The 16961-nt window shown below is 32.9% G+C and carries 14 protein-coding genes; 12 read left to right on the top strand and 2 right to left on the bottom strand.

The window, feature by feature from the left end; genetic code table 11:
- The first annotated feature begins 1 nt into the window (after position 1).
- The 5 genes from QE431_RS07380 to QE431_RS07360 all read left to right on the top strand — a co-directional run bounded on the left by QE431_RS07380 (position 2) and on the right by QE431_RS07360 (position 3718).
- A complete protein-coding gene (locus QE431_RS07380; RefSeq protein ID WP_134141075.1) occupies positions 2 to 892 on the top strand; it encodes a phosphatidate cytidylyltransferase in 891 nt (296 codons plus the stop codon).
- Positions 882 to 1535 (top strand): phosphatidylserine decarboxylase family protein, encoded by a 654-nt coding sequence (locus QE431_RS07375; RefSeq protein WP_134141073.1) that lies wholly within the window; start codon positions 882 to 884, stop codon positions 1533 to 1535. The genes QE431_RS07380 and QE431_RS07375 overlap by 11 nt, the downstream gene beginning before the upstream one ends.
- On the top strand, positions 1536 to 1805 hold the full coding sequence (locus tag QE431_RS07370) for an acyl-CoA-binding protein (protein ID WP_057118564.1): 270 nt from the start codon (positions 1536 to 1538) through the stop codon (positions 1803 to 1805).
- An 8-nt stretch (positions 1806 to 1813) separates the two neighbouring features.
- Complete coding sequence (locus QE431_RS07365; protein ID WP_057118565.1) at positions 1814 to 2593, top strand: superoxide dismutase; 780 nt, start codon at positions 1814 to 1816, stop codon at positions 2591 to 2593.
- A gap of 66 nt (positions 2594 to 2659) precedes the next feature.
- Positions 2660 to 3718 carry a glycoside hydrolase family 130 protein gene (locus QE431_RS07360; RefSeq protein WP_134141071.1) on the top strand — a complete coding sequence of 353 codons (1059 nt, stop codon included), beginning with the start codon at positions 2660 to 2662 and terminating at the stop codon, positions 3716 to 3718.
- Positions 3719 to 3789: 71 nt separating this feature from the next.
- Here QE431_RS07360 and QE431_RS07355 read toward each other — a convergent pair whose 3' ends face one another.
- A complete protein-coding gene (locus tag QE431_RS07355) occupies positions 3790 to 5661 on the bottom strand; it encodes an alpha-amylase family protein (protein ID WP_307294328.1) in 1872 nt (623 codons plus the stop codon).
- A 294-nt stretch (positions 5662 to 5955) separates the two neighbouring features.
- Between QE431_RS07355 and QE431_RS07350 the strand changes: the two genes are divergently transcribed.
- The 7 genes from QE431_RS07350 to QE431_RS07320 all read left to right on the top strand — a co-directional run bounded on the left by QE431_RS07350 (position 5956) and on the right by QE431_RS07320 (position 15582).
- On the top strand, positions 5956 to 7620 hold the full coding sequence (locus QE431_RS07350) for an OstA-like protein (protein ID WP_307294325.1): 1665 nt from the start codon (positions 5956 to 5958) through the stop codon (positions 7618 to 7620).
- 321 nt (positions 7621 to 7941) lie between these two features.
- Entirely contained in the window at positions 7942 to 9135 is a 1194-nt protein-coding gene (locus QE431_RS07345; protein WP_307294323.1) for an aspartate aminotransferase family protein, read from the top strand.
- 261 nt (positions 9136 to 9396) lie between these two features.
- Positions 9397 to 10791 (top strand): tetratricopeptide repeat protein, encoded by a 1395-nt coding sequence (locus QE431_RS07340; RefSeq protein ID WP_057118569.1) that lies wholly within the window; start codon positions 9397 to 9399, stop codon positions 10789 to 10791.
- Positions 10792 to 10793: 2 nt separating this feature from the next.
- A complete protein-coding gene (locus QE431_RS07335) occupies positions 10794 to 11546 on the top strand; it encodes a shikimate dehydrogenase (RefSeq protein WP_057118570.1) in 753 nt (250 codons plus the stop codon).
- A gap of 67 nt (positions 11547 to 11613) precedes the next feature.
- Positions 11614 to 12360, top strand: coding sequence for a hypothetical protein (locus tag QE431_RS07330; RefSeq protein WP_057118571.1), 747 nt, complete (start codon positions 11614 to 11616; stop codon positions 12358 to 12360).
- A gap of 247 nt (positions 12361 to 12607) precedes the next feature.
- Entirely contained in the window at positions 12608 to 14587 is a 1980-nt protein-coding gene (locus tag QE431_RS07325) for a DUF349 domain-containing protein (RefSeq protein ID WP_057118572.1), read from the top strand.
- Between the two features lie 575 nt (positions 14588 to 15162).
- Positions 15163 to 15582, top strand: a complete 420-nt coding sequence (locus QE431_RS07320; protein WP_134141064.1) for an OsmC family protein — start codon at positions 15163 to 15165, stop codon at positions 15580 to 15582.
- 72 nt (positions 15583 to 15654) lie between these two features.
- On the opposite strand, the gene QE431_RS07315 is transcribed toward QE431_RS07320, so the two are convergent.
- Positions 15655 to 16923, bottom strand: coding sequence for a tetratricopeptide repeat protein (locus QE431_RS07315; protein WP_057118574.1), 1269 nt, complete (start codon positions 16921 to 16923; stop codon positions 15655 to 15657).
- Between the last annotated feature and the right edge of the window lie 38 nt (positions 16924 to 16961).

Genomic DNA, 16961 nt, shown 5'->3' with positions numbered 1-16961 from the left:
GATGAATGAAACACTGAAGAGAACCATTTCTGGTGCTGTTTATATCGCTTTATTACTAACTTCGATATTGTTTTCTACCGAAAGCTTCATTACACTTTTTGGTATTTTCTTAATTATCACTCTTTACGAATTTTCTAATCTCGTTAATTTAAACAAAGTATTTTCTATACTTTTTGGAATGTCAATTTATGCGGCAACAATTCTCATAAGCCATTACAACAAACAGACTAGTAAATTTATAAACGATACTTTTAATTCTAATATAACTTTAGAAACCAACATCAAACAGCTGGATTTAATTCTTTTGGCAGTTACACTAGTCGTTTCTATAAAATGTATCATATTCTTATTTTATGATTCAGTTCAAAAAATAAGCACTTCTTCAAAATATTTGTACCTGCTTGGGTATATTACACTTCCTTTTATTTTTATCGTTAAAATCTCATTCGGAACTAATGACTATAATCCGAAAATTATTCTTGGATTATTTGTTTTGATTTGGACTAATGATACTTTTGCGTATTTAGTTGGAAAATCAATCGGTAAGCATAAATTGTTCGAACGTGTTTCCCCAAAAAAAACTATTGAAGGTTTTCTTGGCGGTGTTGTTTTTGCAGCTTTTGCAGGTTTTTTAATCTCAAAACTGTACATTCAGCCCAATCCTGAATTTAGCAATAAATCAATTTTAATCTGGACGATAATTGCTTTAATTGTAAGCATTTTTGGGACTATTGGAGATTTGATTGAATCCAAATTTAAAAGAATTGCAGGCGTAAAAGACAGTGGTTCGATAATGCCGGGACACGGAGGTATTTTAGATCGATTAGATAGTGTTATATTTGTAGCACCAATTATATTTTTATTTTATCAAATTTTATATTATGTTTCATAAAGAAGGAGGCCCGTCCATTTTATTAGGTGTAGTTTTTACAGTCGTTGTGGTTTTATTAGCCGAAAAATTTATTGATATCAATTGGCTTAGAACTCTAGTTCAAATTGCAGCGCTTGTAGTTTTGATCATCATCTTGCAATTTTTTAGAAATCCTAAAAGAATTGCAATTAAGAACAGCGATCATATCCTTGCTCCTGTTGATGGAAAAGTTGTGGTTATCGAAGAAGTTTATGAAGGAGAATATTTTAAGGATAAACGTTTACAGGTTTCTATTTTTATGTCTCCTATCAATGTTCATGTAACTCGTTACGCGATGGATGGTATCATTAAATTTAGCAAATACCACCCTGGAAAATTTCTTGTTGCATGGCATCCAAAAGCGAGTGAAGAAAACGAAAGAACTACTGTAGTTATCGAAAATGAAACATTTGGCGCTATTCTATACAGACAAATCGCTGGAGCATTGGCTCGTAGAATTGTAAATTACGCCAAAGAGGGAATGCAGGTTGTTCAAGGAACAGATGCTGGTTTCATTAAATTTGGATCAAGAGTAGATTTATTTTTACCTTTAGGTACACCTATCAACGTTGAATTGAATCAAAAAGCGATTGGTGGAAAAACAATTATTGCTACGAAAGCATAAATGGCTGAGAAAGATTTAGATATTCGCTTTGCGGAAGCTGTAGAAATTGCAATGACAATGACTCAGGCTTCACTGCCGCAAGATGTGCAGTTAAGACTTTACGCTTTTTACAAACAGGCAACTTTTGGTACAGCAGTTTACAATCAATCTGAAAATTTTGATTTGAGAGATGCGTTCAAAACTAATGCCTGGATGCAGATTAGTCATATGTCAATTGATGAGGCGAAAGAAAATTATATCGAGATCATTAACTCATTATCATCAAAATAAATAACATTATGAAGAAAAACGTTGTTCTATTTAGCACTTTAGCTTCATTTTTACTATTGTTTTCCTGCAAAGAAGATAAGCTGACCGAAGTTGTTGAGGTTCCTCTTCCGACTAAAGAAGAAAAAATAACTATTGGTTCGCCAAATGATGTTAAAGCTGATCCCGGTTCTTTTGAAATGACAAAACTGTCCTTTAATTATGACGGTCTTGCACCTGCAATTCGAACTTTGACTTTAGAAACTCATTATTCTAAACATTATTTATCTTACACAAACAATTTTAATAAAGAAATTGTTTCTACAGAATTTGAGAATATGCCTATTGAGGATATTTTGAAAAAGATGGATTTAAATAATGCCAAACTTCGTCAGAATGCTGGAGGATATTACAACCATACGCTTTATTTTAATGTTTTAACTCCAAAAGAGCAAACTCCTAAAGATACTCTTGCCGGTTCTATTAATAAAGAATTTGGTTCTTTCAACAATCTAACGAATCAATTTAAAGCGCAGTCAGAAAAGCAGTTTGGTTCTGGATGGGTTTGGCTAGTAGTTGACCGATATGGAAAACTTCAAATTACAACAACTCAGGATCAAGACAATCCGTTAATGAAAAATGCATTAATTCCGGGAACACCTATTTTAGGAATTGATCTTTGGGAACATGCCTATTATCTTGATTATCAAAACCGAAAAGGAAGTTATATTGATGCTTTTTATGAACATATTAATTGGGAAAAAGTAAACGAATATTATGTTGAAGCACTCAAAAAGGTTAAAAAAGTATAGAAAAAAAGCTGGTACGAATTAAGTATCAGCTTTTTTTTATACCTTCTATGTACTTATACGAACATTATGAAAGATATTGCCAAGCGTTTTGCAGAAAATCCTATAATTTCACCATCAGATTTACCACCAAGCAGAGAAGGATTAGAAATAACTTGTTTACTTAATCCTGGCGTATTTCAATTTCAAAATAAAATCTGGCTTGCAGTAAGGGTTGCCGAAAGACCAACGCAAGCAGAAAACATTATCTCATTTCCTATACTTACAGAAACAGGTTTAATAGAAATTATAGAAATTCTTAAAGATCACCCCGAACTTATTGCCACAGATGCCCGTGTAATTAATTATCAGGGAATTGATTACCTAACTACTTTATCACATATACGCTTGCTATGCAGTGATGATGGAAAACAATTTTACGAACCTGAAAACTATCCCTATTTAGTTGGTGAAGGAATTCTGGAAACTTTCGGAATTGAAGATTGCCGCGTTTCTTTAATTGAAGGAAAATATTACCTGACATTTACTTCGGTATCTTCTAATGGTGTTGGAGTTGGTTTACGGACTACAACAGATTGGAAGAGCTTTCAAAAACACGGAATGATATTCCCTCCTCATAATAAAGATTGTGCAATTTTCGAAGAAAAAATAAACGGTTTATTCTATGCCTTACATCGTCCGAGCAGTGTAGATATTGGTGGAAATTATATTTGGATTGCTTCTTCTCCCGATGGTCTTCATTGGGGAAATCATAAATGTATTATTAAAACCAGAAAAGGCAATTGGGACAGTAAAAGGGTCGGCGCTGGCGCAGCACCAATAAAGACAGAATTTGGATGGCTGGAAATTTATCATGGTGCTAACGAATTTCACCAATACTGTCTAGGCGCTTTTTTAATGGATTTAGAAAATCCTTCAAAAGTAATTTCGAGAACAGAAACTCCTATTATGTTTCCTAAAACAGATTATGAATTAAGCGGCTTTTTTGGCAATGTGGTTTTTACAAATGGTCATATCGTAGAACCTGATGGAGACACTCTTACTGTTTACTATGGAGCTTCTGATGAATTTGTCTGCGGTGCTAAATTTTCAATTAAAGAAATTCTTTCACTTTTAATAGAACTTTAAAACAATAACCCTGCTTGGATTCAATAAGTTCGAAGCAGGGTTTATTTTAAGCTCTTTATTTTAATTACTTCTTAGTTTACTTCATAAATAAATGATTCAGAAGGCTTTATTTTAACTCGTGCCGAACCTTCACCATTTTTGACTGTAAGATAAGTTTTGCTTTCGGAATATAATTTATCTACAAGCACATAAGAACCATCTTTTAGATTCCATTTTGAAATAACCGATGAAGGAATTTTTAAGTCAAATTCACTTTCTTTCTCAGAAGAGAAATTAGTAATTACAACCAATTTTTGTTTTTCAGACCAGCGAGCATAAGAATACAACAAAGCATCATAACCTTCATTATTTTGGCGATTTGCAGATTGAATCTCTTCAAAACTTCCCATCAAAGCGCTGCTGTTAATGGTAAAATTCAATAACCGTTTGTAAAAATCACGAAGCTTTTTTTCAGAATCAGAAAGCTGTCCGCCGTCAAATTTTCCGTCGTTCATCCAACGCTGATGATTCGGAACTCCGATATAATCAAAAATAGACGTTCTGGAAGGTTTTCCAAAACCAGCATCTTCATTTCCTGCCTCTCCTACTTCCTGTCCAAAATAAATCATTGTGGGCGAAGTGCTGATAGTAGCCGAAACAACCATTAATGGCTTTCCTCTTTCTGGAGTTCCTGCAAAATCAGGACTTGCTAAACGCTGTTCATCATGATTATCCAAGAAATGAAGCATATGATGTTCGATATCCGACATTCTGTTTTGAATCTCGGTCAATTCATCTGGCGAAGATTTTCCTCGAATAACATCTTTCAATTTATCGTAAGTTTCTACCTTATCGTATAAATAATCCATTTTTCCTAAACGGATGTAATTGCGGTATTCATTAGGGTTATAAACTTCTGCCAGCAAAAATGCATTTGGATTTTTCATTTTAATGGAAGAGTTCATATAACTCCAAAATTCGTACGGAACCATTTCTGCCATATCATAACGGAAACCATCAACTCCTTTTGCTGTCCAATACAAGGCAATATCTCTGAATTTCTTCCAAGAATCAGGCACATCTTTATCCTGCCAAAAAGCAAAATGCTCTTTATACGATTTCTGATCAAAACCAGCTGGAAGCTCAGGAAAATCTTTAGTTCCGTCAGGACGCACGCCGTAATTTACTTTTACTGTTTCATACCAGTCATTTTGATCTGGTTTAATTTTACGAGATCCGTTTCCTGTCCATTTAGCCGGATTTTCATCAAACTTTCCATCAATAAGCGGATGTTTTTCTCCATTTAATGGAATATCGCCATCTGGAATTTCAAAATGTTCTTTTGGAATGTAGTAGAAATTATTATCTCGTTTGTATTCAACATTCACATCATCATCGGCACCAAAATCTTTTACTCCTGCTGGATTCGATTTTCCTTCGTATTTACGAGCAATATGATTGGGAACAATATCTATAATTAGTTTCAAACCTGCATTATGTGTCCGCTTAACCAAGGCTTCAAATTCTTCTAAACGCTTCGCTGGGTTTTCGGCCAAATCTGGATTTACATTATAATAATCCTTAACGGCATATGGAGATCCTGCACGTCCCTTAACTACTTCTGGATCATCATTTGATATTCCGTAAGCTGTATAATCACGTACCAGAGCATGATGAGGAACGCCGGTGTACCAAATATAAGTAACTCCTAAATCTTTTATTTCGTGTAGCGCTTTATCTGTAAAGTCATTAAACTTTCCAACACCATTTTCTTCTATGGTTCCCCAAGGTTTATTTGTTTTATTTTTATTCCCAAATAGGCGTGTAAAAACTTGATAGACTACAACCTTTTTTTCGGCTGCCGTTTCTTCTTTTGCTGTACTCATTTTTAATTCTTGTGTTTTACAAGCCGAAAATAGTACAGTTAACGTAATTCCTGCTGTAATTAATCTTTTACTTATCATATAATTGCTGTGCTAACTAAATATAGTCTTTAAATTTTAAAGCTCCTAAATAGAACGCATTAAAAACTATTTTCTAAATGTAACTCATTTTTTAAAATTCAGAACCAACTCTTTTTAATTTGCATCATTTTGAAGTTGAAATAGCACAACTACAACGTGAGAGTTGTATGTTTTGTTGAAAAAATAAATGAAGCAGAATTTGTCATTTGAAGTGTTGATGACTTATTATAAATTAATCCTAATAACAGTCATAGGTTGTAACCTTTTTTATAAATTTGACAAAAATTTAATCAGTTGAAGAAATCACTCTTTTTCATATTTATTTGTCTGTCTTTTTTAAGCGTTCAATTTACTTTCGCGCAAGCAAAAAAAACTGCTAAGGCTCCAAAAACTATCGTTATTGAGAACGCTGATTTTTCTGATGTCGATCAGGTCAATGTTCCAGATGCGCTTTTACTAACAGGAAATGTAAAAGTAAATCATGACGGCGTTGTATTAACTTGTAATAAAGCCTATTTTTTTCAAAAAGAGAATTATTTAAAAGCTTTTGGAAATGTACAATTAGTGCAGGGTGATACTTTGTTCTTAAACAGTAAATATGCAGAATACAGCGGTAATGAAAAAAAAGCTTTTGCAACAGGAAATGCCGTCTTGACTTCACCAGATGCGACTTTGCAGACGGATACCATTAATTTTGACAGAAATATTCAAGAGGTTTTTTATAATACTAAAGGAACAATTGTAAACAAAGACAATACTTTGGTCAGTAAGTCTGGAAGATATTATGTGGAACAAAAGAAATTTCAGTTTTTAACGGAAGTTACTATTACAAATCCAAAATATGTAATCAAATCGAATCATTTGGATTATTACAGTAATTCTGGCCATACTTATCTTTTTGGCCCTTCAACAATTACGAGTAAAGCTAATTACATTTATACCGAAAAAGGATTTTACGATACGAAGAAAAACCTAGCTCATTTTCTGAGGAAATCCTATATTAAATATGACGATAGGCGTATTGAAGGCGATAGTTTATTTTATAATCGAAATACCGAATTTGCATCGGCAACTCGAAATGTAAAAATCACAGATTCTATAAACAAAGGAATTGTAAAAGGACATTATGCCGAACTTTACAAACTGAAAGATTCCATGTTTGTTACAAAAAGAGCCGTTGCAATCAATTTGGTTGAAAATGATTCCGTTTATATTCACGGACAAAAGCTGCTGGTTACAGGAAAGGAAGGCGAAAGAATTTTAAGAGCTTTTAAAAATGTTCGTTTCTATAAAATAGATATGAGCGGAAAATGTGATTCTATACATTCTGACTCTAAAAGTGCTCTGACGAAGTTAATTGGAAATCCGATTTTATGGAACGGAGAAAGCCAAATCACAGGAGATGTGATGCATTTGATCGGCGATAATAAAACACGAAAAATAGATTCGTTAAAAGTTCTCAATAATACTTTTCTAATCTCCAAGGATACGCTCGGAACGGGCTATAACCAAGTAAAAGGACTCAATTTATTTGGAAAATTCAGGGATGGGAAACTGCATGATGTAGATGTCGTCAAGAATACCGAAGTTATTTATTTTATGCGGAACGACGCCAATGAGCTTATCGGAATTAATAAAAATGTCAGCAGTAAAATCAATTTGATTTTAGAGAATAATGCTGTTGAAACTATTACTTTTTACAATAAAGTTGACGGCGATATTTTCCCTGAAGACGAACTTCCTGAAAACGCCCGAAAGCTGCGAGGAATGGTTTGGCGCGGCGATGAAAGAATAAAATCTAAGGATGATATTTTTACCGCAGAAGATAATGAAATGAACGATAAACTGATTAAAGAAGGAAAAGACGAAGAAGAGAAAGGAAAAAATACTCCAATGAAAGTGCGAAAAGAAACTTTGAATTACGATAAGAAGAAGCCTGCGGTTAAGAGCAGTAAGTAAGCGGTCAGTATTCAGTCGCAGTTTTCAGTATCAGTCACTGTTTAGAGTTCTTTGCGATTTTTTAGTCGGAGTAAGAGTATGCAGTACTTTACGAATTATTATTTTCTAAAAGTTAACCTAAGCGTAAAGTAAAAAAACCTTTGCAACTCTGAACCTTAAAAAAGGTTTTCAGTCGCAGTCGCAGTTTACAGTCTTTTGCGAATTATGAACTCACAAAAGTTAACCTAAGCGTAAAGTTAGAAAACCTTAGAACCTTAGAACCTCAGTACCTTTGCTACTTTGAACCTTAGAAAACCTTTGCAACCTTGAACCTTAAAAAAAATGAATCCAGATTTTATAAAATACCAGGCACAAACTTCTCCTTACCCATTAGGAATGGAAGTTTCGCACGCCATCGGATCTTACATATACGACACCAACGATAAAAAATATTTAGATTTTGTAGCCGGCGTTTCGGCTTGTACTTTAGGACATCAACATCCGAGAGTTAATCAAGCTATCAAAGATCAATTGGATAAATATTCGCATGTAATGGTTTATGGAGAATATTCGCAAAGCCCTGCAGTTCAATATTGCAAACTAATGGCCTCTCTCCTGCCAGAATCTTTAAATAAAACCTATTTAGTCAATTCGGGTACAGAAGCAATAGAAGGCGCTTTAAAATTGGCCAAAAGAACCACAGGACGCAGTCAGCTTATTTCTTGTCATAATGCTTATCATGGTAACACAATGGGTTCTATGAGTGTTATGGGATTTGAAGAACGCAAACAGGCCTTCAGACCTCTGCTTCCAGATGTTGATTTTATCACTTTTAATAACGAAGAAGATTTACAAAAAATAACAACCCGAACTGCAGCAATTCTGTTAGAAACCATTCAGGGAGGCGCAGGATTTATTCAGCCGGAAAATAATTTTCTGCAAAAAGTCCGAAACCGCTGCGATGAGGTTGGAGCTTTGATGATAGTAGATGAAATCCAGCCAGGTTTTGGGAGAACTGGTAAACTATTTGGTTTTCAGAATTATGACGTTGTTCCTGATATTGTTGTCATGGGTAAAGGTATGGGCGGCGGAATGCCGGTTGGTGCTTTTACTGCTTCTGCAGAAAGAATGGATCTTCTTACCGAAAATCCAAAATTAGGGCATATAACCACTTTTGGAGGCCACCCTGTCATTGCGTCAGCTTGTTTGGCTACTTTGCAGGAATTAACTGAAACAAATTTAATGGCAGAAACACTGGAGAAGGAAAAACTCTTCAGATCGCTTTTGGTACATCCTTTGATAACAGAAGTTAGAGGAAAAGGATTAATGCTGGCTGCAATGACAGAATCGGCAGAAATTACCAACGAAGTCATTTTAAGCTGTCAAGACAAAGGTCTTATATTATTCTGGCTTTTGTTTGAAGGATGTGCTATAAGAATTACACCTCCTTTGACCATCTCAGAAGATGAAATTAAAGAAGGCTGTGCAATTATTTTAGAAGTTATGGATGAAGTAATGAAAAAGAATAACAAATAAAAAACGCACTTCTTTTAACTACTTAAGAAACATTAAGTTATATTTAATTCAATTAGATTAAAGTAAAAACTTTCCAGCATTAATTAAAAAAAGAATAAAACCGAAGTTAATCCCTTAATATAAAAGGAGATTTCTTCCCAAAATAAAATAAAAAACGCTATATATTGTTAATTAAATTGTTCAAAACAATTAATTCTCTTTCCTTACAACAATTATATGGTTGCCTAAATTTATAACAGGCTAATTTCAAAAATACGAAGTATGCAATTAAGCAACGAAGAAGAAGATTATAACCTATCCCTATCCAAATTTGAGTCGATGTTAAAAACTAACAAAGTACTCTTTTTTGATTCTGAAGAATTTGAAGAAATAATTCTTCATTATTTAGATATAGGCAAGGCTAATTTAGCAAAAAAGGCCTTGAAACTTGCATTAGACCAACATCCTAAATCTACAGGCTTAAAATTAGTACAAGTAGAAATGCTGGTTTATGATGATAAACTCGACATTGCTGAAAAGCTTTTGAATGAGTTGTATGCAATTGAACCCAACAACGAGGAAATCTATATCCAAAAAGCCAATATCTGTTCTAAAAGAGATCAGCACGAAAAAGCGGTTGAACTGTTAAAAATCGCACTGCAGTACACTGATGACTATGCGGATGTGTATAATTTGATTGGAATGGAGTATCTTTTTATGGATAACCTTGAAATGGCAAAAGAGAGTTTTATCAAATGTCTTGAAGAAGACTTAGAAGACCAATCTGCTCTTTATAACGTGGTATATTGTTTTGAATTTTTAGATCAAAATCAAGAAGCTATTGCTTATTTAAATGATTACATTAACAAAAATCCTTACAGCGAAATTGCCTGGCATCAGCTTGGCCGTCTTCATTATGGCGTTAAAGAGTATGAAAATGCCATTCGTGCATTTGATTATGCAACGCTGATTGATGATGAGTTTTTGGGCGCTTTCATGGAAAAAGCAAAAGCTTACGAACGTCTGAAAAAATACAATGATGCAATTGAGAGTTATAACAGAACTATCGAACTGGACGATGCAACATCTTATGCCCTGCTTCGAATTGGTAAATGTTATGAAAAACTTGGAAATTTAGCGAAAGCGATTCAATACTATAACCAAACGGTTCACGAAGATCCGTTATTGGATAAAGGATGGATTGCGATTACTGATTTTCATCTTCGCCAGAAAAACTACCAAAAAGCATTGTTTTTTGTCAATAAAGCTTTGGCAATTGACAATCAAAATCGTTTGTACTGGAAAAGATATGCGACTATCAATAAACACATGAATTTCTTTGAAGAAGCCGAATTTGGTTTTAGAAAAGCAGTTGAGTTTGGAGATTACGCATTAGACACTTGGTTGTATTGGGTTGATATTCTTCAGTTTTTAGGAGAATTTGAAAGCGCTATTCAGACTTTATTACAAGCTTCAGAATATTTCCCTGAAGAAAATGAAATCGAATATCGTTTAGCCGGATTATACTTTATGATTCAGGATAATACAAAAGCTAAATTTCATTTAAGCAATGGTTTACGTCTAAATTTTGACAACTATATCTTAATTGAAGACTTGTTTCCAGTAGTATGGGCAAAGAAAACAGTAAAAAATTATATAGAAAAACATCGTAAATAATAATGGTTGATATTTTATTAAGAAGACGTTTTGGATTATTGGGCCGTAACATCAGCTACTCTTTTTCAAAAGGTTACTTTACAGAAAAATTTAATAATGAAGTTTTTGCTGGCAACAGCTACGAAAATTTTGACATTTCTGAAATTAATTACTTTACTGAATTGATCAAAAACAATCCAGATTTAAAGGGCTTAAATGTCACTATTCCATATAAAGAACAAGTTATTCCTTTCTTAGATAAACTATCAAAAAAAGCATCGTTAATTGGTGCAGTAAATACTATAAAATTTACCAAAAACGGTAAACTAAAAGGATACAATACAGATTATTATGGTTTTAAAAAATCGCTTAAACCATTATTAGAACCACATCACAAAAAAGCTTTGATTTTGGGAACTGGCGGGGCTTCTAAAGGTGTGGCGTTTGCTCTTGACGAACTTGACATTCCCTATACTTTCGTTTCAAGAGAAGCCAAAGAAAACATTATAGATTACGATTTGATCAATGCCACAACATTTGACAATTTTCAAATTATAATCAATTGTACTCCAGTTGGTACAAGCCCAAATATTGAAGCTTGTCCAAATCTGCCTTATGAATTCTTTACAGAAAAACATATTGCATACGATCTGATTTACAATCCGGCAGAAACAACTTTTTTGAAAAAAGCAAAAGAACAAGGAGCTGTTATAAAAAATGGCCACGACATGCTGATATTTCAAGCTGAGAAAGCCTGGAAAATCTGGAACAAATAAAACATAGGATAAAAATAAAATGTTAACGTATTTTTTGTAATTTTAAACCACTTATTAACAGGTGGTTATGAATAAAATACAATTACTTAGCATTTTATTTTTTTTATTTAACAATCTCCTTTCCGCTCAAGAAATCGATACTTTACAAAGTCCTTTTTCTGAGCCTCGTTATCATTATTTTCTCAAAACAATTATTTTATTTGACGAATATTTAGATACTGATAACGGATCATATAATACCACACAAGTTCGAGTTTTACTGCCAATTGGAAACAAAGCCTGGAATTTGCGTTTTGATCTTCCGCTAATTTCTGCAAATACCAATTCAATAAACAAGACAGCCATTGGAGATGTAGGTATGGGCGTCAGTTATATTCCATATCTTAAAAATAATAACGGAATAGCCCTGCGTACAAGAGTTTATGCCAATACCGCAGCAGACCCGAATTTTGGAACTGGAAAATGGGTGGCTATGCCGGCTGTTATTTTTGGAAAATATTTCAATCAAAAGAAATTTCTCTGGATTTCGACTTTAGAATATCAAGGTAGTTTTGCTGGACAAAATGAGCGAGATGATATCAGCGTCACACTTTTTGAAAATGTATTACTTTACTTTTTTGGAAAAAACTGGGTTGCTGCCGATGCTGCTTTTAGATACAATGCTATTCTAGAAGGGTTTCAAAATAATGCTTTTGTTGAATTCGGCAGAAAGATCACTCCGACAAATTTAGTTTACATACATCCAAGTGCTGGATTTGGCGTTAATCGAACCTATAATTTTGGTATTGAAATGGGAGTATTAATCCTTTTTTAATATCAAAAAGAGAGCAGATACTTTATATATTTGTATTTATAAAAGAAAAACCTAAAAACAATATAAATTTAGAATTTATAGATACTTCAATAATTCAACAAAAATATATTCAACATTATAGCGAATAAGTCTAAAGAATAAGAATTTCATCGTAAAATACAGCATAAACAAGTGATTTATTTTGTATTTAGAAACACCTTTACTATCTTTCGCACTGTTAAAAACAAAAACCTTACACATTTTAAAGATGTTAGAAGAAAAGAATGACAACCTGCAAGAAGCAGACGGAAAATCAGGAATCGAAATAAACGATTCTACAACAAATGATGCAGCTGAAATATCTAATCCTGAAACTTTAGTCGAAGATTCAACTTCAGAAACTGAAGATTCATTAGATACTAATGAAAACGCACATCAAGAAGCGCTGGATGAAATTACAAATTCAAACGCAGCAGAAAGTGAAGACGAAACTTTAAAAGAGCGTCACGATATTCCTATGCAGGATTACAACACCTTTTCTTTGGATGCTCTTGTTGATGAACTTAAAAAACTGGTTAATACAGATAAAGTAATGTCTGTAAAAGATCATATTGAAGAAATTAAAAAAGCTTTTTTATTACAATATCACCATCTTCTAGAGGAAAAGAGAGAAGAATTTAATGCTTCTAATCCAGATCCAAGTGAAGAATTTGAATACCATTTACCTCTAAAATCAAAATTTGATGAATATTATAATATTTTTAGAGAGAAAAGAAATGTACACTTTAAACACTTACAAACTAATCTAAAAAGCAATTTAGAGAATCGTCTGGCAATTGTAGAAGAATTAAAAGAGTTAATCAATCCGCAGGAAAACATTAAAGATACTCTTAAACATTTTAATGAATTAAGAGAAAGATGGAAAAATGCCGGTGCAATTCCAAAAGACAAATACAATCACGTTTGGAATAACTACCATTTCCACGTTGAAAATTTCTACGACTACCTTCACTTAGATCGTGAAGCTCGAGATCTAGATTTTAAACACAACTTAGAATTAAAACAAAAAATAATCGCTCGAGTTGAAGAATTAGTAGAAAATGCTGATGTTAATAAAGCTTTCCGCGAACTACAGGATTTACACCGAATTTGGAAAGAAGAAATTGGGCCAGTTTCTAAAGAACATCGCGATGCTATTTGGAACAAATTCAGTGAATTAACTAAAAAAATACACGACAAGAGAGAAGTATTGTTTGAAAGCCAAAGAGCTAACGAACAACAAAATCTTGAAGCTAAAAAAGAGATCATTGCCAAAATTGAAGTTTTGGGAACTGAGAAAGTAAATTCTCATTCCCAATGGCTGGTACAGATTCAAAAAGTAGAAGACTTAAGAAATGAGTTTTTTGCAGCAGGAAAAGTTCCGTCAGAAGTAAATGAAGAAACTTGGGCTGCATTTAAAACAGCCGTTAGAAATTTCAATGCTTTTAAAAATTCTTTTTATAAAGATATTAAAAAAGACCAAAACGACAATTTAAATAAAAAATTAGCGCTTGTTGCTAAGGCTAAAGAATTACAGGAAAGCACCGATTTTCAAGCTACAACTCCTGTAATGAAACAGATTCAAGAAGAATGGAAACAAATTGGTCATGTTCCTAAAAAATATTCAGATAAAATCTGGAAAGAATTTAAAGATGCCTGCAACCACTATTTTGATAAGTTAAAAGAACATAAATCTGAAGAAAACGGTGAAGAAGTGGCTGCTTTTGACAATAAAAAAGCATATTTAGAAACCCTAAGAGCTTTCCAGTTAACTGGAGATCACAAAACAGATTTAGATGCTATAAAAGCACATATTGAAACTTGGAAAGGTTTTGGAAAGGTTCCGTTTTCAAGACGCCATATAGAAGGAAAATTCAATAAAATTTTAGATGCCCTTTTTGAAAAATTAAGTTTGAGTAAAAAAGAAACCGAAATGATGCGCTTTTCTAATAGAATTGATTCTTTATCTGACAGCAACGACACACGTAAGCTAGACAACGAAAAGATATTCTTAATGCGTAAAATTGAAGAAGTTCAAAATGAAATTTTCCAATTAGAAAATAACATCCAATTTTTTGCAAATACTAAAAATGCTAAAAAAGAGAATTCAATTGTTCTTGAAGTCCGCAAAAACATTGCGATTCACAAAGAGAGCCTTGAAGTCTGGAAAGATAAATTGAAACAATTAAGAAACTTAGGTCAGGAATAGACTTTAGTTTATATTAATTTTATAAAGGAGTAATGGTATTTTCATTGCTCCTTTTTTTGTGGTTATGTTGGAGCGAATTTTACCGCAAAGTTCGCTAAGCATTTGTATCTACTGGTTTTTGTAAAACATTAAGTTCGCAAAGCTTTGTGTCAGCATTGTGATGTAGATCTTTGTCAAAATTTAAAACTTTGTTATCGGATAAACGACAACATTGTCGATAATTACTATTAAGGACAAAGCTTTGCGATCTCTGTATTTTATAAAAACTTCCTAATTAAAGATCTCAGCGTTCTTTGCGGTAAAATTTTTAATATTTTCAATAGCACGGGCTTCGACTTCGCGCAGCCTGACAAACGCGGCTAACATCCAGACTTGAAATCTGAACTTGAAACTTGAAAACTTAGAACCTTTTCACTTTTAACTTTTAACTTTTTACTTTTAACTTTTAACTTTTCACCTTCCCATAACAAATACATAAAACTATTCTGAAAAATATTGTTTATATTTGATAGACACATCATTAATTGATAATCAACAAAATAACCTTTACAATATTAATTTTAATAACTACAGAAATGAAATTTACAAGAAAAGCAAATGCCAACTGGAAAGGAACCGGTATGGAGGGAACTGGGAAAATCAGCACACAAAGTACAACATTAGATAACGCACAATTATCTTTTAAAACTAGATTTGCTGACGGAGTTGGAACAAATCCTGAAGAATTAGTTGCTGCAGCGCATTCTGGATGCTTCACGATGCAATTAAGTTTTTTATTGAACGAAGCTGGCTTTACAGCAGATGATTTAAATACAGAAGCTACAGTAACTTTTGAAGATGGCTCTATAACTTTAATTCATTTAGATTTAAAAGGAAAAGTTCCTTCAATCTCTGCAGAAGAGTTTCAGGCTACAGCAGCAAAAGCAAAAGAAATCTGTCCGATTTCTAAATTATTAAATACCACTATTACTTTATCTGCAGAATTAATCAGCTAGAAAAATTATAGCTATAAAAAAAACCATTCGCATGCGAATGGTTTTTTTTATGTACTCTACTGAGTTTATTTATTACATTTTAGCTTTTAATGCTTTAGCTTCAGCAGTCATTTCAAGAGCACTGTAAACTCCTAATAATGTTTTAGAAACGTCTTCATTTTTAGGATCTAACTCGTTAGCTTTTTTAAGGTAAGGAATCACGCCTTTGAAAACACTTTCTCTTTGAGCTTTTAAAACATCGTAACGTTTCATGTCTTTAGCAGAAGTTCCCAATTTATTCATTTCATCAATGATTGGTTTTTCAGCTTCTAATTTCAATGCTGCAAGATTTAAGTAAGCGTTTGTATAATTAGGATTGATTTCTATTGCTTTTAAGTAATATTTCTCAGCATCTGCATTGTTTTTTGCACCTGCACTAATTACACCTAAGTTGAATACTAAATCAGCATTTTTTGGATCTTTTTCTAAAGCCTCGTTAACTAATTTTTTATACATTTCAAAATCCTTAGTTTCAAGATACAAATTAGCTTCAGTTAAAATTAATGAAGAATCATCTGGATTTGCTTTTCTAGCATCTGCGATAGCTTTCTTAGCTTCTTCTGTACGTCCTTTTTGAACTAAGATCAAAGCCAAATTTTTGTAGATCTCACCTCTTTTTGAAGGAATAGCTTCAGTTTTTGGTTTTTCGTGAGTTCCTAATTTTACAGCCATATCTCTTTCTTTTGCATTTGCAAAACTATCATCATTTCCAGATGCTTTGTTTACAGCTGTATACATTGTACCTTTTCCAGAGTAATTCAGTTTTTTCAACTCTTCATACATTGGTAAAGCAAGGTCAAAATCTTGTGCATTTACTGCAGTTGAAGCTGCATAATACAAGTTAATTGTATCGTTTTTGTCTAATGCATAAGCATCATATAATTTTTTTGCACCTTCTACATTTTTGTTAGCCTGAGTATCAGCAATAGCAGAATTAATTAATTTTGCTTTGATACTGCTGATTGAAGTCGCTGCCTGAGTAGAATATTTCTGTTTTCCAGAAGTTTTTTCAATTTCAATTAACTTTTTGTAGCTCTCTGCAGAAAGTGATAAATTTTTGCTTGTTTCAATATTTTTATCAGCAAGTTCCAAATAAGCATTTCCTTTTACAAAATAGAATTGAGCCTGCTCTGTATCTTTAGCATTAGCAACCATATTTTCAGCATCGTTTAAGATGGTAACAGCTCCTTGAGCATCTCCTCCTTTTAAAGCCTTTTCAGCACTTTTAATTTGATCTTTTTGAGCAAAAGAAGCTACAGAGATCAATAACGCTGAAGCAAGTATTACATATTTACTTTTCATAGTGATATTTATTTGTATTTAATTTTCTTTTTTAATCT

Source organism: Flavobacterium sp. SORGH_AS_0622 (assembly GCF_030818825.1).
Classification (GTDB): domain Bacteria; phylum Bacteroidota; class Bacteroidia; order Flavobacteriales; family Flavobacteriaceae; genus Flavobacterium.
The sequence above is the reverse complement of the archived record's forward strand: the minus strand, read 5'-3'. Positions and strand labels throughout refer to the sequence as shown.